This window comes from Rhizobium sp. AG207R, assembly GCF_027109195.1.
Taxonomy (GTDB): Bacteria; Pseudomonadota; Alphaproteobacteria; order Rhizobiales; family Rhizobiaceae; genus Rhizobium; species Rhizobium dioscoreae.
Genome location: NZ_JAEPVT010000001.1, coordinates 624,307 through 644,773 on the forward strand (window position 1 = coordinate 624,307; position 20,467 = coordinate 644,773).

General features: G+C 59.1%; 15 protein-coding genes and 1 pseudogene. 3 read left to right on the top strand and 13 right to left on the bottom strand.

Features of this window, described 5'->3' with window-relative positions; all coding sequences use genetic code 11:
• Positions 1-685: 685 nt before the first annotated feature.
• Positions 686-1,096: a hypothetical protein gene (locus JJQ51_RS02745; protein WP_210296312.1), complete on the top strand. Its 411-nt coding sequence runs from the start codon at positions 686-688 to the stop codon at positions 1,094-1,096.
• A gap of 164 nt (positions 1,097-1,260) precedes the next feature.
• On the opposite strand, the gene JJQ51_RS02750 is transcribed toward JJQ51_RS02745, so the two are convergent.
• Genes JJQ51_RS02750 through JJQ51_RS02765 form a run of 4 tightly spaced genes read right to left on the bottom strand, consistent with a single transcriptional unit; the run spans position 1,261 to position 7,717 of the window.
• Positions 1,261-2,502 carry an alpha/beta hydrolase gene (locus tag JJQ51_RS02750; RefSeq protein ID WP_233790002.1) on the bottom strand — a complete coding sequence of 414 codons (1,242 nt, stop codon included), beginning with the start codon at positions 2,500-2,502 and terminating at the stop codon, positions 1,261-1,263.
• The gene (locus tag JJQ51_RS02755) at positions 2,502-5,561 is read right to left on the bottom strand and encodes an efflux RND transporter permease subunit (RefSeq protein ID WP_152094060.1); all 3,060 of its coding nucleotides are present in this window, start codon (positions 5,559-5,561) and stop codon (positions 2,502-2,504) included. The genes JJQ51_RS02750 and JJQ51_RS02755 overlap by 1 nt, the downstream gene beginning before the upstream one ends.
• Before the next feature lie 12 nt (positions 5,562-5,573).
• Positions 5,574-6,644 (bottom strand): efflux RND transporter periplasmic adaptor subunit, encoded by a 1,071-nt coding sequence (locus JJQ51_RS02760; RefSeq protein WP_269244245.1) that lies wholly within the window; start codon positions 6,642-6,644, stop codon positions 5,574-5,576.
• A complete protein-coding gene (locus JJQ51_RS02765) occupies positions 6,641-7,717 on the bottom strand; it encodes an efflux RND transporter periplasmic adaptor subunit (protein WP_269244246.1) in 1,077 nt (358 codons plus the stop codon). Before JJQ51_RS02765 ends, JJQ51_RS02760 begins: the two co-directional genes overlap by 4 nt.
• A gap of 106 nt (positions 7,718-7,823) precedes the next feature.
• Here JJQ51_RS02765 and JJQ51_RS02770 point away from each other — a divergent pair, with 106 nt between their 5' ends.
• Both JJQ51_RS02770 and JJQ51_RS02775 read left to right on the top strand, forming a co-directional pair.
• On the top strand, positions 7,824-8,447 hold the full coding sequence (locus tag JJQ51_RS02770) for a TetR/AcrR family transcriptional regulator (RefSeq protein ID WP_113353148.1): 624 nt from the start codon (positions 7,824-7,826) through the stop codon (positions 8,445-8,447).
• Between the two features lie 225 nt (positions 8,448-8,672).
• A complete protein-coding gene (locus tag JJQ51_RS02775) occupies positions 8,673-9,440 on the top strand; it encodes a methyltransferase (RefSeq protein WP_173002528.1) in 768 nt (255 codons plus the stop codon).
• Between the two features lie 262 nt (positions 9,441-9,702).
• Here the strand turns inward: JJQ51_RS02775 and JJQ51_RS02780 are convergent, their stop codons facing one another.
• The 9 genes and pseudogenes from JJQ51_RS02780 to JJQ51_RS02820 all read right to left on the bottom strand — a co-directional run bounded on the left by JJQ51_RS02780 (position 9,703) and on the right by JJQ51_RS02820 (position 20,447).
• Positions 9,703-10,269 carry an invasion associated locus B family protein gene (locus tag JJQ51_RS02780; RefSeq protein WP_113353150.1) on the bottom strand — a complete coding sequence of 189 codons (567 nt, stop codon included), beginning with the start codon at positions 10,267-10,269 and terminating at the stop codon, positions 9,703-9,705.
• A 133-nt stretch (positions 10,270-10,402) separates the two neighbouring features.
• Positions 10,403-10,876: a DUF4189 domain-containing protein gene (locus tag JJQ51_RS02785; protein ID WP_269244247.1), complete on the bottom strand. Its 474-nt coding sequence runs from the start codon at positions 10,874-10,876 to the stop codon at positions 10,403-10,405.
• On the bottom strand, positions 10,873-11,568 hold the full coding sequence (locus JJQ51_RS02790; protein WP_269244248.1) for a hypothetical protein: 696 nt from the start codon (positions 11,566-11,568) through the stop codon (positions 10,873-10,875). The genes JJQ51_RS02785 and JJQ51_RS02790 overlap by 4 nt, the downstream gene beginning before the upstream one ends.
• A 13-nt stretch (positions 11,569-11,581) precedes the next feature.
• Positions 11,582-12,157 (bottom strand): invasion associated locus B family protein, encoded by a 576-nt coding sequence (locus JJQ51_RS02795; protein WP_145634560.1) that lies wholly within the window; start codon positions 12,155-12,157, stop codon positions 11,582-11,584.
• A 7-nt stretch (positions 12,158-12,164) separates the two neighbouring features.
• Positions 12,165-12,596: a YadA-like family protein gene (locus JJQ51_RS32895; RefSeq protein ID WP_442967281.1), complete on the bottom strand. Its 432-nt coding sequence runs from the start codon at positions 12,594-12,596 to the stop codon at positions 12,165-12,167.
• 104 nt (positions 12,597-12,700) lie between these two features.
• Positions 12,701-17,078: pseudogene (locus tag JJQ51_RS02800) on the bottom strand (beta strand repeat-containing protein); the annotation flags it as partial.
• Positions 17,075-17,524, bottom strand: coding sequence for a hypothetical protein (locus JJQ51_RS02805; RefSeq protein ID WP_269244250.1), 450 nt, complete (start codon positions 17,522-17,524; stop codon positions 17,075-17,077). The pseudogene JJQ51_RS02800 and the gene JJQ51_RS02805, both read right to left, overlap by 4 nt.
• 310 nt (positions 17,525-17,834) lie before the next feature.
• A complete protein-coding gene (locus JJQ51_RS02810) occupies positions 17,835-18,719 on the bottom strand; it encodes a helix-turn-helix domain-containing protein (protein ID WP_152094054.1) in 885 nt (294 codons plus the stop codon).
• A 972-nt stretch (positions 18,720-19,691) separates the two neighbouring features.
• Positions 19,692-20,447, bottom strand: a complete 756-nt coding sequence (locus JJQ51_RS02820; protein ID WP_113331023.1) for a GntR family transcriptional regulator — start codon at positions 20,445-20,447, stop codon at positions 19,692-19,694.
• Between the last annotated feature and the right edge of the window lie 20 nt (positions 20,448-20,467).

The following is a 20,467-nucleotide window of genomic DNA, read 5'->3' on the forward strand; positions in this document are numbered from 1 at the left end:
CATCAATGCCGTCATGGTCTTCTTGCATCGAATGGCGAGGGCACAGATATTTGGATAATCGGCTCCGAACGAGATTTTGCGCGAACACGCAAAACGTTTGATCGCGCGCCCATTGCCACATTCTCCGGTTGCTCTATTTATCGCTCAAAGGCCATAGGCCTGAAAGTAGACAGTTCCCGTGAACCGGACGCCTTCGACCTTCATGTTCAATTTCTCAATACTCGACTTTCCCGAAAAAGATCGGTTTCATGCTTGGGTCAGCGACAACAACTGCGATTGTATATCGCGTGACGATGCTCCCATCGAGTTCGACGCAGAAGCAAGCAGCGCGGCGCTTGGTCCACTTATCCTGTCCACCAGGCGGTGGCTCAATCAGGTCCGACCTTCTGCCTATGCGGTTAATCCAACCGAACGACATATACGAAGCGATCGCCCGAGGTTTATCGATGCAAATCGGACTGCAGGTCCGCATTGGCCGATTTTCAGAAGGCGCTCGCATTGACGTCGGCCGATGATCCAAGCCGCACCAATATGCTGTTGGCAACAGAATCGGTGAAAAGATGAACTTAATCGCCAGCTTCGCCACGAACCGCGCCGCAGCACGGCACGTGGGGTCGGCCACGCGACTGTCCTAGCCCTGCCCCATAGATCTATCGTCGTATCATCAACAGAGGACGTTTTCGCTTTGTATAAGACAGCTTTCTACGCTTTTGCGTTCGCCACTATTTCTCTCGGCTCCGCCGCCGCCAGCCCATGCTCGCAACACTATCAAAGCACCGGCGTTCCGCTTGTAACCGGGGTGACGTATAAGACCTGGATGGAATTCCCGTCAATCAGCCCAGCCGTCGCCTTTGATAAGGTTTCGCGGGCGGTCCTGGCCGAAGGTTTTGTGGATGTGAATGTCGAGAAGCAGCTCGGCACGCTAACCGCGCAGCAGGAAACAACCGGTTCGGGTCGGCCTCAGACCCTGCGCGTCGTCGTCAGAAAGAGCGGCAAGGGCAGCCGGGTTGATGCGCTTTTCATGGTGCCGCAGGGCCAAGTCGCTCCCAACATGAGCGACAATCTCTGCCGTGTCGTGAACTCTGTAAGCGATTAAGTCTCTCGCGCTCCCGCCGAGCGTGCGTGTGTTTAATCTCACCACGCTTCGGCTGCTATTGGAGTTTGATTGCTGCTTGGGCCGGCCGCGACATGCGGCCGCGCTCTCCAATATCGACGGGTTCGACTTGATCCACTCGTGAACAACGGCTTCACGACCGTAGCTCAGTAGGAAATACGCCCATCGACGATGGGCGAGGAGCCAGATGAAAGCTGCTGCTTCAACACCTGCCTCGCATCATCGCTGACAATAGACATGGGAGCGGCGACCACAACTTTCGCTGCGGAGCCCGCCAGGTCCGCGGTTCGCACCGCCGCCATGCCGACCCGATCCGCAAGCGAGGTTTGCCCGGTGTCCAACGACTGTCCTGCCAACCGCCGTCCAAGCAATTGGACCATATCGCGATTGTCCGCAAACGTATTGTGGCCCAGCGCATCGTCGGGTTTAACGGAACTCGTATCGACCACCGTGATACCGAGCTTGGCCAAATCGGCTGCATAAGGTGTCGAATCGAAGCCGCCGACACGGTTGACGCCGCCGGAGAGCCATCGCGAGACCTGGAGAGCCTTGTCCCTTGTCGATGAAAAGATCGTGAAATGCGGGTGCTGCGGCCCCATTTCGATCATCTGCCGACGAAAGACGTCGATATCGATGTCGGGCGATGCCAGGATGACATTCTTTACCTTCGACGGAATTGTCTTGTTACGCATCGCGACGCCGCGCAGCGCCTCTGCGGTCAGCCAGGATCCCATGGAATGGGCAAGAATGGTCACCTCCCCGACGTCAGGGCTTCTGGCAGATTGCAGGATCAGATCCTCCAATGCCCGGCGGGAGAAATTCGTGCTCTCCTTGTCGTAGAGATAGTCGAAGACATTGCCGCGCGAGGGCCAGGTGAAGAGGATCGGCGCGGCGTCGGTTCCCGAATCATGAATGATCTGCGCGAAGCGAAAGACCGCGTCGGAATAGGTATTGTTGAAGCCGTGCACGAAGATGACGACCTGGCGCTTGGCATTGCGGTTCTTGCTGAACCACTCGAAAATATTGCGCTCGGACGCCACCCTTCCGACCTTGAGGACAGCGAACTCTTTTTCGGGATTGGCCGGCGCATGCGATGGCCATTGCACTTCGCCGATCTTGCGATTTCGATCGGGAGGAATGGAGACGACGATATCGTTGAGAGAAATCGCCGTTCCACGTTCGCCGGAGTAAAGCTCGCCTGGCTTGTCGGTCGGCTGGCGTGTCGTCGCCACCATCATGTCCACGGTGCTGGTGCCCGGTCCCGCCGTGGCGACCGGCTGGAGAACATTCTCCAGCCGCCCCGCGCATCCGGCCAATACCGATAGGGCCATCAGGACAGAAAGACATGGCCGCCTAGCAGCACAGGTCGCCTTTCGAACGCCAGACATCAAATCACCTCGTGCTGCGCGCCATCACGGGGAATGCGAAACCAGGCGACGTACAAGGCGGGAAGGAAAAGCAACGTCAAAGCCGTGCCGACGACGATGCCGCCCATCATCGCATAGGCCATCGGACCCCAGAATATCTCCCTGGAGATCGGGATTAGCGCAAGCGTTGCCGCAGCGGCCGTCAGCATGATGGGCCGCATTCGATGCTCCGTCGCCTCGATGACGGCTTGCCAGGCCGGCACGCCCTCGCTTCGAAGGTGCTCGATCTGCACGACGAGGATCACCGAATTGCGGATCAGGATCCCTATGAGAGCAAGCACGCCAAGGATTGCGACGAACCCCATCGGCGCGTTGCTGAAGAGAAGTGCGATAACGACACCGATAAGTGCTGTGGGAGCGACAGCGAACACCAGAAAGAGCCTGCTGAAACTTTGCAGCTGGATCATCAGGATCGTCGCCATGATGAAGAGCATCAGCGGCGCCACCGCCACGATCGGCCCTTGCGCTTTGGCGCTTTCCTCGACCGAGCCGCCATCCACGATATGGTAGCCGCTTGGAAGCGTCTTGCGGAATTCGTCGACTTTCGGCTGCAGTTCGTTGACGATCGTCGCCGGCTGCGTCGATCCGACGACTGCGGCCTTGATGGTGATGGTCGGTATGCGCGTCCGCCGCCAGATCGTCGGCTGCTCCAGTTCGTAATGGAAATTCGCAACCGCCGAGAGGGGCACGGATTTGCCGTTCGAGCCGGCCAGTAGAAGGTTCTGCAGCGTCTCGATCGAGCCGCGCTCGGCCGTCTGGGCTCTGCCGATCACATCGATCAGATAGATGTCGTCGCGAATATTCGTTGCGGCCGTTCCCTCGACGATGCCGTTGAGAGCCGTTGCGATATCTTGGGACGAGACGCCCAATTGCCGCGCCTTGTCCTGCAGAACGTCGACCTTGACGACGCGCGAAGGTTCGTTCCAGTCGAAGGTCATGTTGGACAGCAGCGGATGCTGACCGACGATGCCCGCAAATTGCTGGGCGATGTCCCGGACCTTCTGGACATCGGGTCCGCTGATCCGGTACTGCACCGGTTTGCCGACCGGAGGACCGATGTCGAGCAGCTTCACGAAAGCGTCGGTTCCTGGGAAGGTCTTCGTCAGATAATCCTGCAATTCGGCTTTGACCTTGTCGCGAACGTCAAGACCCTTGGTGACGATCACGGTCTGACCGAACGAGACGTCGGGTGTTTGCACATCGAAGGACAGGATGAAGCGAGGAGCGCCTTGCCCGACATAGCTCGTCCAATGATCAATATCCTTGTTGTTCGCCAGCATCTCGCGTTCGAACCTGGCCATCTGCTTGTTCGTCTCGGAAATCGAACTGTTCTGCGGCAGGTTCCAGTCGACGATCAGTTCAGGTCTGTCGGAGGAAGGGAAGAATTGTTGTTGTACCAGGCTCATTCCGCCGATGGAGAGGGCAAACGCGGCCACGGTCGCGCCGATGGTTATCCAGCGCCAACGCAGGGCAAGGCTCAGGAGCCAGGCAAAGACGCGCGCAAAGCGGCCTTTCTGCTCATGGTGGGATTTCATGGTCTTCGGAAGGATCGTCACGCCCAGAAGCGGCGTGAACAACACCGCGACGACCCATGAAACCAGGAGCGAAACGGCGATGACCACGAAGAGAGTGAAGGTGAATTCCCCGGCGGCACTGGTGTTGAGGCCGACGGGGATGAAGCCCGCCACCGTCACGAGCGTGCCTGTCAACATCGGGAAGGCTGTCGAGGTGTAGACGTAGGTCGCCGCCTTTCTGAGGTCGTCGCCCACTTCTAGCCGGGCTACCATCATCTCGACGGCGATCATGGCATCGTCAACAAGAAGGCCAAGGGCGATGATCAGCGCTCCAAGCGAAATACGCTGCATGGAAATGCCGGTATAGGCCATAACGAGAAAGGTAATCGCCAGCACGAGCGGAATGGAGATGGCGACCACGAGCCCTGCCCGGACGCCAAGGCTGATGAAGCTGATCGCAAGCACGATGACGATCGCCTCGAACAGCGCGCGCGTGAAGCCCGATACAGCCTCGTCGACGACGGCGGGCTGATCGGACACGCGCTGAACGTCGACGCCGATGGGAAGATCGGCCGTGACCTGCTCGATTTCCTTGTCGAGCGCCTTGCCGAACTCAAGCAGATTTGCCCCGGTCTTCATGCCTATGGCAAGCCCGATGGCCGGCTGCCCGTTAAATCTGAATAGGGATGAAGGAGGATCGACATAGCCGCGTTTGATCGTCGCCACGTCGGTCAGCGGAAAGAAGCGATCGTTGACGCGAAGATTGATCGATCTGAGGCTATCCTCGGATGTGAACTGTCCGCTGACGCGCAAGGCGATGCGCTCAGGACCGGCGTCGACGAAACCGGACTGGGTGACGGCGTTCTGCGCCTGAAGCGTGTCGATGACGGATTGCTGGTTAAGGCCGAGAGCAGCGATCTTTCGCGTGGAAAATTCGAGATAGATGGCCTCGTCCTGCGCGCCGATGATATCGACCTTGCCGACATTGGGAACCGTCAGCACCTTCGCGCGCGCATCCTCGACCAGATCCCGAAGCTGGCGCTGCGTCAGCCCATCACCGGTGAAGGCATAGATATTGCCATAGACGTCGCCGAAGTTATCGTTGAAAAACGGCCCGACGACGCCGCTTGGAAAATCTCCCTTGATGTCGCCCACCATGTTGCGGACCCGCATCCAGATGGCATTGACATCCTTGGCCTTGGTCGTCGGCAGAAGCTCAACGAAAATGGTCGTCTGGCCGGCAACCGTCTCGCTCTTCGTATAGTCGAGCGAATCCAGCTCCTCCAGCTTCTTTTCTATGCGGTCGGTGACCTGTTTGGTCACCTCCTCGGCCGATGCGCCAGGCCATTGGGCCTGAATGATCATGGTCTTGATGGTGAAGGCGGGATCTTCTTCGCGACCAAGACCGATATAGGAAAACGCGCCGGCCAGAATGAAGACGATCATGAAGTACCAGACGAGCGAACGATGTTCGAGCGCCCAGTCGGACAGATTGAATTTTTTCACGAGGATCTTTCCTTAATCTACCCTGACGGCCTGGCCGTCCGTGAGCTTGTGAACTCCGGCAATGACGATGCGTTCGCCGGGGCTGATGCCTTCGGCGATCCTCACCGAACCGCCTTCGACGAGGTCCCCCTCGATCTTGATCGCGCGAATGGAGACCTTGCGAGCCTCGGTATCGACCACCCAGACGTTTGGCTTTCCGTCTTTCACCAGCACGGATGAGGACGGCAGCAGGATCATCGGATCCGCGATAACAGTCGCGGTCGCGGTAACGACGGAGCCAAGGCGAAATGCTGCCGGCGGATTGATGAGCGTGATTTTCGTGCGCCGCGTGCGGGTGGTAGCTTCGGCTTCCGGAGCAATCTCTCGGACCACACCGCTCGCGCGGATGGTCGGGTCGAGCTGGAGCGCCACTTCAAACGGCGAGCCCACCTTGAGACCGTCGAAGCTTGCCACCGGTATGTCGATGATGGCATCGCGCTGGTCGGGACGCGCGACGGTGGCGATGCTCTGGCCGGCCGAGACGACTTGGCCCACTTCGGCGGAAGTTGCGGTCACGACACCATCGAATTCGGCGCGCAGCTGCGCATAGCCCAGCTGCTCCTCGGCCTTGTCCAGATTGGCCTGCGCCTTGGCAACCGCCGCACTCGCGCTCTTGCGGCCAAGTTCGGCTTCTTCGTAGGCCGCCTCGCTTCCCGATCGGCTCTCGAGCAAGGACCGTTGGCGTTCTTCCGTGGATGCGGCATTTACCAGCTGCGCCTGGGCATTCGAAAGCTCGGACTGGGAACTCTTAACCGCAAGCTCGAGCGAAAGCGGATCGATGGCGGCAACGACATCGCCTTTCCTGACGATGTCGCCGACGCTGACCTTGCGCGCAATGACTCGTCCCAGGACCCGAAATGCCAGCTGGGTCTCGATCTTGGCCTCGACCGTTCCCGGCAGGGTCAGCGCCGAAGCCGCTGTGGACTTGGCGACAACGGAAAGCACGGGACGCGGCGGCTCGTAATGGGCTTCATCCTGTTTTTCGCAAGAAGTCAGCAGCAATGACCCGAGGATCGCCAGGCCAGTCGTGATGCGGATATTCATTTTGCAGCTCCGTTGTCATATATGACGGCCTGGCCCGATCGCAGGAATTTCGCGCCGTCAGCGACAACGATCTCGCCCGGCGACACGCCCGCCCGCACGGCAAAACGGCCGGTTTCATAGCTGGAGACTTCGACCTGGCGAAGAGAGACACTCGACGAGGCAGGATCGACAATCCAGACGGCCGGCTTGCCGCTCTTCGACGCCATCGCCGACCACGGCAGCTCGATTGCGTCCCGCGCCGCGGACCGAAACAGCCCGACCACCGGAGCGCCGAGCGGCATGTCTGGCGCCCCCTCGAGCGCCACCTTGATCCTGATCGTCCCGGTCGACGAGTCAATCGTGGGCGAGATTTCGCGGACGGAGGCCTCTATCCTGTGAGACGGCGCCGAAAGGAGGCTGACAGCGACCTTGTTTTCAAGATTGCGGCCCAGATAAAGGGATTCAAAGACGTTGAAGACCGCGTCGCGCGGACCGTCATGCGCAAGGGTGAAGACAAGTTGCGCTGCTTGCGCGACCTGGCCGACCTCGGCGTTTCTGGCGGTGATCACACCGTCGGCATCAGCGCGCAGCTCCGTATAAGAAAGCGCGTCCTGTGCGGTGTCGAGCTGCGCTTGCGCGGATTTCACGCTCCCCTGGGCCGTCAGGAGGGTTTCCTGGGCCTGATCAAGCGCGGCGCGGGTCGTAACCTGCGTCTTGAAGAGGTTCTGCTGCCGGTCGAAGGCGAGCTGAGCCTGTGTCTGCTGGGCAAGCGCCGATTGCAGGTTCGCCGTGGCGACCCCCAGATCGGCCTTCTGTTCTTCCGCATCCATGCGCGCAAGCACCTGTCCCGCCTTCACCGACGAGCCGACATCGACGAGGCGTTCGACAATGCGCCCACTGACCCTGAAGGAAAGATCGCTCTCCACCCGGGCACTGACTTCGCCGGTGATGCTGTTGTTTTCGACGACCGGCGTCACCTTGGCGACGACGGTCTCCACATTCTTCGGCTTGGCCTCGCTCGCGCTTTGCTCTTCGCATGAGGCAAGCGCGACGGCGCTGACACCGAGCCAGGCGACGACAAGGACAGTTTTCATGAATTTGACCTCTTGCATCCGTTCGGCAGACGAATATTATTGACTGACTAGGAAGTCAATGGAAATTGTCTTGACGCCAAACGACGAATAACGCTCAAGGTGCGATATGCCCGATACGAAAAAGCTGACGCGCGCGGAGCAGAAAGCCCGCCGCCCCGTTCAGATCCTGGATGCTGCGTTTGAGGAGTTCGTCGAACGTGGTTACGTCGCGACGCGCGTCGAAGATATAGCCACCAGGATTGGAGTTACGAAGGGAACCATCTACGTCTACTTCGAGACGAAGGAGCAGCTTTTCGAAGCAATGATCCGGCACATTTCGACGCCCCTCGAAGATCTATTGATAAGCGGAAATGAGCTGAAGGGGACCGCTACGGAGCGGCTTCGGAAAAATATCGAGCTGATCTACGATCTCATAATCAATGATCGCAAATTGCGCGAATTGATGAGGTTCGTCATTGCCGAAGGTTCGCGGTTTCCACATATCGTCGACAGGCACCACGACATATTCATCGATCCTCTCGAACGGCAGATGCAATCCCTTATCGACGAAGGGGTAAAGCTTGGGGAGTTCCGTCAAGCACCAGCGGCGTTCTGCGACGCGGTCGTCGCTCCTGCCATTGCCTTTCTATTCTTCAAGCTTCTTTTCGACGAGCGGCGAACTCTGGACAAGGCAAGCTATGTGAAAGCACATATGGATCTCGTCCTGCATGGGCTGCTTGACCGGCGTTGAACGTGCAATGCTCTTTATGGCCTTGCCGGCCATGGTGCGTCTCGGAACTCAATGCGCCCCTTTCGGCTCTCTGATCTGCTTGGTGGAATCGTTCGTCCGAACAAAAAAGCAGACCACTCGTGAGATATTGAGCAGAAAGCTAACCGATGAAACAGCGTATGGCCAAAACTTACGGCGGCAGGCTGGGACGATTATAGCCTTATCGACTGACACATGGAGGACGATATGTCGCCGAATGATTTCGGAAATGTCGGAGGCGCCTATCAGAGATATTCGGAGGGGATACGCGGCAGAATACGACACGAACTGGTGTTCCAGGTGGTTGCTGAACTGACAGCTGCGGGAGGAACGGTTCTGGATATGGGATGTGGCGATGGTGAAATAGCCGTGCGTCTATGCGAGGCGGGTTTCAATGTTCTTGGTGTCGATGCATCGCCCGAAATGCTGCGTCGAGCATATTTGCGTAAGGATCAATTGTCGGAGCGAGCCCGCAATCGACTAGATTTTGCAGTCGGCACTATCGAAAATTTCAAGCCAAAGCAGACATTCGACGCGGTCTGCTGCCACGGAGTGTTGATGTACTTGGATGACAGCGGCGCTGCCATTCAAACATTAGCAAACCATGTCAGCCCCGGCGGCCTGCTTAGTATTCTAACCAAGAATGCACTCTCCAACGGTTTTCGCGAAGCACTCCGAGGAGACTATGAGTTGGCTCGGCAGTTGATCGAGACCGGCGCGGCGAGCCGCATCGGCAATCTCGGCATCAGCACGCGCGGCGACGATCCTTCAACAATTGTTGACTGCATGAAGCAATGTGGTTTCAACGACTGTCAGTGGAGGGGAATCCGCATTTTCTCAGATCACCTCGATGCGGACAGCTTTGACGACAGTATGGCTGATGCACTCATTGCGCTGGAGCAGGCAACCTCGCTGCGCGATCCATATAGGCTAATGGCCCGGCTGTTCCACGCGACGGGTCGAAAAAATCAATAGGTTTGCCACTGAGCTGGTCAAGAGCGAAACGCTGGCGTTATCGTCGCGCCGTTACCTTCCCCGAAAGTCACCGCGCGTCGCCATGCCCGCTTACCGCAACGTGCCGATCGTTGCCGCACAGCTCGGGCGCCATGCCGGCTTGATCGGTGCGGCCAGCCTCATCTTCGATGGCTAGCTGCTGGCAGACAGCTCGTTGTTCGAGAAATAGCTCATCGGGTCTTTGGTGCGGCCACTCGTTCGAGCCGTCCGCATCGTGCACTTTCTATCGGCTGGCCAATGCAACAACGCGATCGGCCGCCGCTGAAAAGCCTTGCAGAGACACCTGGAAGCCAAGGGCATTGCCGCCATCGGCAACAACCTTGAGGTTCAAGCGGGAACCGGTTCGCAATTTAGCAAGTGTCGGAGCGTCGATCGGAAGCAGGGCTATGCAGCCGTTCGGCAGGCAAGTACGAAAACGCACCGGCTTCAGGGGCGGCTGATCGTCGATATTCGGTGTGACGCCCGAGTCGAGCACAATTCCGAACGGCAACAGCAGCGTTGCGAGCGCACTACCATCGGGACGCATCTGCATTTCGACGGCGAGCAGTCTTTGACCATTCTGCTGGGTTTGATCCTGCGAGAGCGCACAAGACGCAGCCTTGTCGCGCTGATTGCACGCAACATGCCAATCCTGATAGGTCTCTTGCAGGCTGGACGCGCCGTTCGGCAGAGCCGATTGGGCAAAGGCCGAAGGTGCAGGCGTCAGAGCAAAGCCCGCGGAGATGAAGGCGAGTACCGCATAGGATATGCGGCCGATTGTTCGAGATGAAATGAATGCGGATTTTGACAAGGGATAAAATCTCTCAACTTGAAACACGACCTTGTGCAATCGGTTGCGCAAAAGGCCAAGATAACGGGCTAGCGGCGGCGGCCGCCTTTCAACGCGAACTGGCGCACCCAAAGGCGCTCACGCTCGAAAGCGTTCAGGTACATACCCACTCCCGCACGCTGCAGCGGGAGCCGGAGCGCTCGCAGGCCTTAAGCGCGAGGTCTTCGGCTTCGCGACGCGTCGGTGCCGAATTCGCACTCCATGGCGTAACGCGCTTGCCGCCTTCCTTGCCGATGGCGAGTGCGCCGCAATGATTGTAGGGAAAGCCGGTTTTGTCGTCGTCATCCCAGTGACGATGATTGCGGAAGACGCTGACGACGATGCAGCTCTTACCCTTATCCCGCTCGCAATGCTTGAGGGCGATATCCATAGCTTCCTGGCGCTTGTCGGCGCCCCAGAAGAAGCCATATTTTTCATCCGGTGCCGAATAGGCGATGGCTGCCCATATGCCGCGCTCTTCAGGCGGAGGAGCCGGCGGCTGTTCTGTCGTGAAGAGATCGGCTGCCCATGGGTGGACGGCGGAGACAAGCAGCATGCCTATCGCGGCAATCGCGGATTTCAACCTCATTTTGCGCTCCCTTGGTTTCCTGCTGCCGAAGCCACGGAAATGACGACGCAGCCGCTTCCTGTCGGCAAAAGCATCGCGTCACCGCCATCGTTGCCGAGCTGGTAGACACCGATCTGGTCGAGATTGTTGACGAGCTTGCTTCCATTCGGGAACTTGGCCGAAACTTCCGGGCAAGACATCGTGAACGGTGCAACGCGAACCATTGATCCTTCACAGCCGGATGCGACGGGTGCAGCAAAGACGATGCCGGCCGCCGGACCGCTATAGCCCTGTGTGGCATAGTTCATGCCGACAAGCGCTTGTACGGCATGCTTGTCGGCTGCCTCTTTGTTCCACACCGATTGGACATTGTACTGCGTGCCATTGGTCAACAGCTGCCCGAGAACCGGGAAAATCGTCGAGCAGGAGTGCAGTCCGGCCTGCTTGGCGTGCTGCAGGAATGGCGTATCGGGCAGCGCCTGATTGGCGTCGTTCGCGGCAGCGACCGCCGGCTGGGAGAGAAGATTACCCAAGATATCATATCGTAAGACGGCATAGCCGCCAGCGGCGACGATTGCGATCGCCAGCACCGAAAGGGCGGCGGTCTTTCGCCAGCTTCGCTTCGGCCTGACTTGCTCGACGGCCAGGTTCTGAATTGCGGCGTCCTTGGTGTTTCGCGACATGATGCGATCGTGAATTGATTGCTGGGTCATTGAAATCCATCCATCACTTTATCGCCTTCACGGCTGTGGAAAGGCCTTTGAGATTTGCGGTCACGCTGATCGTTCTCCCGTCCGCGGTCGGGTAGGAAACCGTTGGCGCGGTATTCTTGGAAATCTGCTCGCGCAGTAGGGGGCCGACCGGCAGCATGCCGACGCATACCGTGTTGTTGCAGCCGTTGAACCGGACCTGTATCGGCTCCTTGCGGCCCTCGAATTGCAACAGGATACCGCCGTCGTTTTTGGCAATCGGGGCCGCACGCAAGATCATGTAGGGATCGCCCTTTTTCGTCGCGGCGAGTGACCAGCTGAATGCGACCTGCCCCGCCTCGTTCTCGATGATCTGGGTAACGTTGCAGACCCGCTGGCGAATTTTGAGATTTTCGTCGCAGATCAGCGTCCAGTTTTCGAAGGGACGAATGGTTCGCTGATAATCGCCAGGCCTTACTTCCGGAGGAACAACGACCTCAGACGGCTTTATGCGATACGCGGGAGTGGCAGTCTCCTGTCCGGCTGCAATCGGGCCGAACAAGAGCATGCACATCAGGAAAGTCGGGACGCCGAGAAGCGCTCCTTTGACCATGACAGGCTCAATTCAGAGTGAAGCTGAGGCCAGCGCCGACACCCACCTGGCCGCCGGCTGCCGTACCGGACAAATTCGCCCGGACCCTCCCGTTCTCGCTGGTGTAGCCGGCACCGAAGGCCAAGGCGCCCTCGCCTCTCCACACACCGCCGCCAACTGCTACGCTCACCTTGCCGGGGCGATCGTCATAGCGAAGCGATGCCGCGGCAAGTCCAATCGCGGCTGCCTGTCTCGCTTCCGACCGTACGTCTCCGAGTTCTCGGTTCAATTGCCCGAACTTCTGGTCTGTATAGTTGTTCGCGGAAGCCAGCGTAGTGGCGGCGGCCGTGTCCGCGTAGGATTTGACCTGAGTGATGCTGTCACCCAATTGAGCGACGTTGACGGCATCCGTCGGGGCGACACCCTTGCCGACATTGGAAATGACCACCGGCGCATTCACGTCACCACCCTGCAGCGTGATGCTGTTCTTCTTGCTGCCATCGGGATTGAGATCATAGGTGACGGCGTTCTTGGTGATCGTTCCGACACCCGTCTGCAGGCTGTCGATCGCCTGATTGGTCGCATAAAGCTGCGATCCGTTGATGGCATCGGTGCTGTCGGAAGAAATGCGGCCGGCAGCGACGTTCGTGATGGTTCTTTCAGCCCCTTGGGAACCCACACTCACCGTTCCGACAGGCGTGGTACCGGCGAAATCGTAGTGCTGACCCTGAATATCCGTGCCCGACGTGCCGACAGCAGCTTGTGTTGTAGAACCGGAGCCCAAGGCCACATCATTGGCATTGTTAGCCTGCGCCCCCTGGCCGAGGGCAACCGCCCCCTCCCCTGCCGCCGTAGATCCAAGTCCTGCTGCCAGGCTGCTCACGCCGCTGGCGACACTCTGCGGACCGATCGCAACGCTATCCGTGCCGCTGGCGGTGGAATCGGCCAGCGTCGAGTTGGCGTGGAAATACTTGATGCCGCCGCCATTCATGATGTTGGTCAGGGAGTTATCGACCGCACCGAAGGCATCATAGACCGTATTGTAGTTGTTGCCCTGGATATTATAGGTCGGGCCAGTGATCGATCCATCCGGGTTTACCGTCGTATTGCCGCCGATCAGGTTGGTAACGTTGGTGCCGAGACCCTTGAGCTGGCTGACATTCACCGCATCCGTATCAGCCGAACCGGCCGCGAGATTGGTCAGCTTGCGCTCCGATCCAGCCGAGCCGATCGATACTTCGCCGACGGAGGTTTGCGGCGCCGTAAGGGCAAAGCCGGTGTAGCCGGTTTGAGCGCCCACTGTGGTTACGGATTGGGCACCCAGCGCAACGCTGTTGATGTTGTTGGCTTGCGCGCCGGCACCGAGCGCCACCGACTGGACGCCCGCAGCCAGCGAGTTCGTACCAAGCGCGACGCCATCAGCCAGCATGACATGGGCATTCTGGCCGATGGCCGTGCCGCCAGGGGCAACCTGGTCGACGACAGCGCCATTGCCGATGCCGATGCCATTGTCGCCGTTGACGACGGTCGTCGGGCCGACTGCTACCGACTCTGCGCCAACAGCAAGCGAGTCACCCGCCGCTGAATTGGCATGGAAGTATTTGCTTGGTGTCGTCGCCACCGAAGCGATGGCGCCCTGGAGCTGACGAACGGTGACGGCGTCCTGCGCGTTGGTGCCATCAGCCACATTGATGATCTGTCGATAGGCCGTGCTCGAACCGACCGAAACGGCGCCCAGCAGGGTCTTGTCCGTCGTATTGTATTGGATGAAGTTCGTCGGCCCGGCCGCGATCTGGCCCGTTGCCGGTGCGAGGGCGCGATCGGAAACCGAGTCGGAACCGAGGGCAACTCCGCCGACGATGGTGGCTTGGCTTTGTCTTCCAAGTGCCAGGGCATCGCCTGCCGTAGCGGTCGCGTTATAGCCGACCGCCGTGGAGCCGACGCCCTGAGCCGAGGAGTCGCTGACGGCAAGCGTGCTGTCATTGGTGCGCACATATCGGATACCTTTACCGTTTGCATCGGTATAGGTCGTCGATGTGTCACCGGCGAGATTGTTGATCGTATTGCCGAGATTGGTCAGGTTGCCGTTGATGGTGGTGACCGTCGTGCCGAGAGCATCGACCGCCTGGTTGGTGGCGAAGAGCTGCGAACCGTTGATGGCGTCGGTGGACGAGCCGCTGATCCGGCCCGCCGCCACGTTGGTGATGGTGCGCTCGGCGCCAACTGCGCCGACGCTGACCGTCGAAGCCGGATTGGTGCCCTGGAAGGCGTAGGTCGTGCCGTTGATCACCGTACTGGCGGTGCCGACGGCGACGTCGGTCACTGAGCCCGAACCGAGTGCCACTGCGCCTGCGTTGCCGGCGGTAGCGTTGACGCCCAGAGCGAGCGCATCTGCGGCACTGGCATTCGCTTGTTTGCCGAGAGCGGTTGCTTGAGCGGCGGTGGCAAAGGCATTTTGGCCGACCGCGGTGCTGGAGATGGCCGTGGCATTGGCATTGGGGCCGACGGCCGTGCTGTAGTCACCCGTGGCCTGGGATATGTATCCGAACGCTGTCGCGTCGAGACCGGAAGCCGTCGCGCTGTTGCCGGCCGCGATGGCGTTTGCCCCTGCCGCAGTCGAGAGAGGTCCGATCGCAACCGACTCCGCACCCGTCGCCGATGAGTCTGCCGCTGCCGAATTAGCATGGAAATACTTGATGCCGCCGCCCGTGGTGATGTTGTTGACCGTCGTGCCGATGGCATCGACCGCCTGGTTGGTGGCAAAAAGCTGCGAACCGTTGACGGCGTCGGTGGACGAACCGCTGATCCGGCCCGCCGCCACATTGGTGATGGTGCGCTCGGCGCCAACTGCGCCGACGCTGACCGTCGAAGTCGGGTTGGTGCCCTGATAGGCGTAGGTCGTGCCGTTGACCACCCCACTGGCCGTGCCGACCGCCGTGGAGGTCGAGGAGCCCGAGCCCAAGGCCACGTCGCCGGAACTCGCCGCCGCCGTTGCGCCGTTACCCAAGGCGACGTTGCCGACGAAGCCAGAAGCGCCCGCCGTGGAGCCGTTGCCCAGCGCAACCGAGCCCTGACCGATCGCCTTGTTGTTGTTGCCGATCGCGACCGCACCGGCGGCTTGGTTGGTGCTGGTGGCGGTCGCCGTGCCATCGCTATTGGCGATGTTGTTGGCGCCGCCCGTGAAGGCGCCGGTGCCGCTCGCATAGCTCGGATCGCCGATCGCGACCGCGCCGTCACCGTAAGCGGAATTGCCGTAGCCGATTGCGACGGCCTGACCGCCATCGGCGATCGCGCCCGTGCCGATAGCCACGGAATCATCGCTGAGCGAGCCGGCGGCGGTGCCGATGGCGATCCCGTTCACGCCTTGTGACACCGCGCCCGAACCGAGTGCAGTCGAGGCCGCTCCTGTCGCGACGGCCGACGTGCCAATGGCGGTCGAGTCATCCCCTCCGGCATTGGCGATACGGCCAGCGGCGAACGCGCGGTTACCGGTGGCCTTGGCCGCCGATCCGATCGCTGTCGCATAGTCGGCTCCCCCGTTCGCGTTAATGCCCAAAGCAACCGACTGAAGCCCGCTGGAGACCGACCCGCCGCCGATTGCCGTGCTGCTCACACCACTGGCGGTGGAGGACTCGCCTAAAGCAAGGGTGTTTGACTGGCTCGCGTTCGCGTTCGGGCCTAATGCGACTGCATTGATGGCGGTAGCCTGTGCTACATAACCTATGGATACGGCCCCAGTGCCTGAGGCATTCGCACCGGCACCAACCGCAGCGGATAAATTGGACGCGGAGTTTGCGTTGTTGCCGAGAGCAATGCCGGAAGTCGCACCGTTTGCGACGACTGCGCCCGAACCTATCGCAACGGCACCGCCGGCAGCGATTGCTTGTGCCTGGTTACCTAAGGCAACCCCGAAGGCTCCCGACGCGACGGTAGTAGGACCGATGGCGAGCGAATTGGTTCCGGAGGCGGCGGCTGACGTGCCAACGGCGATGGTATCGGTGTTCGAGGCGGCGGCGAGATAACCCATGGACGAGCCTCTCAAGCCGGAAGCGGTCGCCCCATTTCCGATTGCGGTGGACTGGTTGGCCGACGCGGTCGCTGACGTGCCGAAGGCACTGGCTCCAGTCCCCGTAGCCGATGAGCTGGAACCAACCGCATTCGCCCACGCTCCCGTGGCCGTCGCGGCGGAGCCTAACGCAACAGACTCGAACGTGAAGCCGGAAGGAGCAGTGCCACTTGCATTGGCATTGGTGCCGATGGCAATCGGAGAGCCGCCGCCTGTTCCAGCGTTAGCCTTGGAGCCGACGCCCATGGCGATGGCGGCACCGTTTGACGATGAGGCGTTGGAGGACAATCCAACCGCTATCGAGGCGCCTCCGGAAGCGCTCGCAGTCGAGCCGAGGGCGACGGCGTTCGCTCCATTTGCCGTGGTGTTGACACCAAAGGCCGAAGCGCCGTCCTTCAATGCGCGGGCATTTCCACCCACGGCAAGAGCATTGACGCCGGTGGCGTTCGCGAAAACACCCATGCCTATGGCATTGAGGCCATTAACACCCATCGAATAGCCGATGGCGATCGAAGCATCCCCCGTCGCACTATTGGAGGTACCCAACGCGATGCTGTTCGGATTATTCGCTACGGTACCGTTACCGATAGCGACGGCGTTGCCGCCGGTCGCCGTGCCGCCGCCGGCCGCATACTGCGCCAGAGCCGGCGTGGCGATGCCCCCGAATACGATCGCTCCCAGTGCCGCCACTCCACCAACACCCAGCATCCCGTGCCCCAGACGGCTCCGCTTGAAGCCGAGCACGCGAGATGCCATCCGCAGCACCGCCATCAGCCGACGGCGAACCAGGCGATTGCCATCACCGCCCGAAATCCAGCTTCGTGCAAATCCGACACGCGATTTAGTCTGCAGATGTTCCCCAACGCACTCGCTCATGCTGCTTTCTCCTCGCTGCTATCTGGACGACCGAGCGCGCGTGAACCCGCATCTGCGGCTGTGTCGTCATTGAAATTGTGCGCTTCCTGAAGCGCACGACCCATTTTGCCGGCCTGACTTTCGAGCTGTTCGCGCACGGTGTCGGCCCATGGCTGCGTCAGTTCCGGAACGGAATACAACGCAGCGTCAGCCCGATCGGGCGGAAGCTTCATCGTCACCAGGGCGCGGCAGACATCGAAATGGAATAATGGTTCTCCTTCCCCATAGGCCGGAGAGGTCAAACCAAAGACAAGGCAGGCAAATAGATAATCGACTTCCGGGCCGGTCAGGCGGCTGGCATATCGCTCTTGCAAGGCAGTCCAGGCTACCTCGATTTTCGGAGCAAAGATTTCAAATTCAGGGAATTGAATGTCCATGAAGCACCGGATGGTTACCAGCACGAACATGGCCTTATTTCAGCACAACGGTATTTTAGAAAATTCCGGATTTTTTTTAGGAAATTACGGTTTTTTGCTTAGCCGGTTGCAGGTGTAACCGCTTTGCCACACTTAACCTAAAGCTGTTCCGCATGAAGAGGCGAATCGCCTGATGCTCGGCGCCAAACGATTCTTTTCATTCCGAAAATCTCTTCTGCCGCGTGAGCAGAAAAACCCCATGCCACATGCACCTCTCGGTCAGCCCGCGGAAAATCATGGGTCACGAAATATTCGAATTGGCTTGGGACGAATCCGGGGGTTGCCTACTAAACCCGCGCGGTTATCGCATGTATCGAAGCTCCGTCGGCGTCCGTCCACGGTATCTCTTCATCGTGGTCGCCAGGTGGCTTTGATCCGAAAAACCTGTCATGTAGGCGATTTCCACAATCGCGATCTCGCCTTCGGCTAGCAGCTTTTCCGCAAGATCCAAGCGCAGATTTATCAGATACCGGTGTGGGGGCATGCCAAAGGTCTTGGCGAATCTCACGATGAAATGGTTGGGCGAAATGCCAGCGACCGCCGCAAGTTCAGCGACGTGAACCTTTTCGGTGAAATGTTCGCGAAGATACTCTTCCACGCGTCGAGCGCTTTTCGCGGAGAGCCCTCCCCTGGGCGACGGAAGCTGTCTCATATTGTTCGCATAGGTACGGAGAAGATGGGTACTAAACAGCGTAACCAATGAATCCAGATAGAGTTCATTCGGAGTTGCTTTCCCGGTTAGCTCGACGGAAATCCTCTGCGCTATGCCGAGGGCGACAGGATCGACGGTTCCAAATGCTGGAGGTTCGAGTTCTACGTCGGCAAGATCAAACTCCTGGAGCGCCAGCTCGGACAAAATTTGGGGAGGAATCGCGACCACCAGATTTTCCCTGGTTTCCGACCAGGCAAGAGTGCTGTCCACGCCGGCAGGATTGATGATGAGGCAGCCAACAGGCGCGTCATACTGGGTGATCTTGTCGCTGCCGAGAGACGCTCGCAAGCCACGCATGGGAGCCAATACGATTCCCATCGCATGTTCTTTGGCCAGGAACGTTTGTGATCCAGGCTCGCGAACGGAGCTGATGACGCTCCCCCGCATGGTGGCCTTTCTCGGACCCGCGCTTTCGGGAATTATGTCGAACACATATCGATCGGTACGTTCCCGCACCTCACCCGCATAGTCCATTCTTCATCGCCCCGCCCGAACGAAATCATGCAATTGCTAGCAAGCAGACGAGATCCCAATATCAGCCGAGATCTCATTATTCCCAACACTGCCCGCCGGATACCGCCGTAAACCAGCTTATAGCGCAAGATTAAATAGTATAATTCACTGAGTTTGGAAGGGGGGATACGCATATGGTAAAGAAAGAATGACGCGGTAAAAACACGTCATTCTTTAGCGCGGACAAATATATCCACGCACTTCGATAGATGGTTGCAGTCGGACTAAACCTTTGTTCACGTCGAAGTAGAAAAAACGATTGTGGGGCGGCTGTGACCGCTAAAGATCGCCTCGGCGCTTTTCATATAAGTCCCAAGCGACATCCACCATCGCTAGAAGAACATCCTTCTGATTCCATCCAGCGGCAGCCGCGGCCCGAACGATTTCACTAACTATAGGCTGCAATTGGCGCTGGCACTCGTTTGAAATGTCATCGGCCCCGTTTCCTACAGGTGGTTCACTAAATTTGAATTCTGCCATTCGCGCTCTCGCAGCCTTAATATATGTCAGCTATCACATTCCCAACATAAAATAAATCCGTAAGGACGCCCCGAGATTTTCATAGCCCCGTACCTAGTCACACTATCGCTATGCTGTAATCAAGCCAAACTTCATTACAACCATTAACTCTATATCATTGGGCAACTCGCACAGTGAGCAGCAAGTGATACAAGAAGAACGGAAGTTATTCTGGCGCCCCTACAAATGAGCTGAAAGACGCGGCGGCAAATCTCCAAAGCCGATCATCAGGCCGAATCCTCAGCGAAGAGGTCTGTGCCTTCGAAATCGCGAACATTGCGTATCACGACACTCAAACCGTGAACGAGCGCAGACGGGCCTTCTGGATTTCGGGCAAATGGCAGGCGCACCCGCAACGGGTTAATGCGGCCCGGGTCTTCGGATTGTGGTGCCGGAGAGCTAGCCTATCGCCCGCTATTGGACCTCATGCACATAGCGATGGCTTCTGGTCGTCGCACGATGTTTTGCGACGAGAACCGGAACCGCGGATTGATCATAGGCCACTTCGTCGATCGTCAGTACGGCGCTGGGCATGCTCAACTGCAACAGCCGGCAATCCTCCTCCGTCGCCATGTCGGCGGCAATCTGCTCTCTGACGGCGGAAATGCGAATCCCGTAGCGATCGAGAAGGAAGAGATAAAGAAGGGAGGGAATCTCCTCCTTCTTATCGGGAAACTCCGGCAGCATGCTTGCCGAAAGTGCCATGACTTCATGCATGACCGGCTTGCCTCCGACGCTGCGCAGCCGGTGAATCGAGATGACTTCAGCCGCATCGTCAAGCCGCAGTCCGGCCCGCTCTTCTTCGTTCGCCCCACGGCGTTTCAGCGAAAGAATGTCGGATGTCGAGTTTTGCAGCGAACCGTCGAGCCCGTGCAGGCGAAAATACTGGAAGAAAAAGCGAAGGCTGTGCTGCGGCGTGCGACCGGTGACCACCGTCCCCGTCTTGCGCCGGCGGCTGAGCAAGCCCTCATTGGTCAGGTCCTGCAAGGCACGCCTGATCGTGCCGACAGCAACTCCAAACTTTTGCGACAGCGCGATCTCGCTCGGCAGCACGGTCCCGGCCGGCCATTTGCCCATCATGATTGCTTCCGTGATCTGACGTTTCACGACTTCGTAGAGCGGAACGGAGAGCTCGGATGCACGCGGTACATCTGCTGAAAATTTGGGCATTTCGCGCAATTATTTGCCTC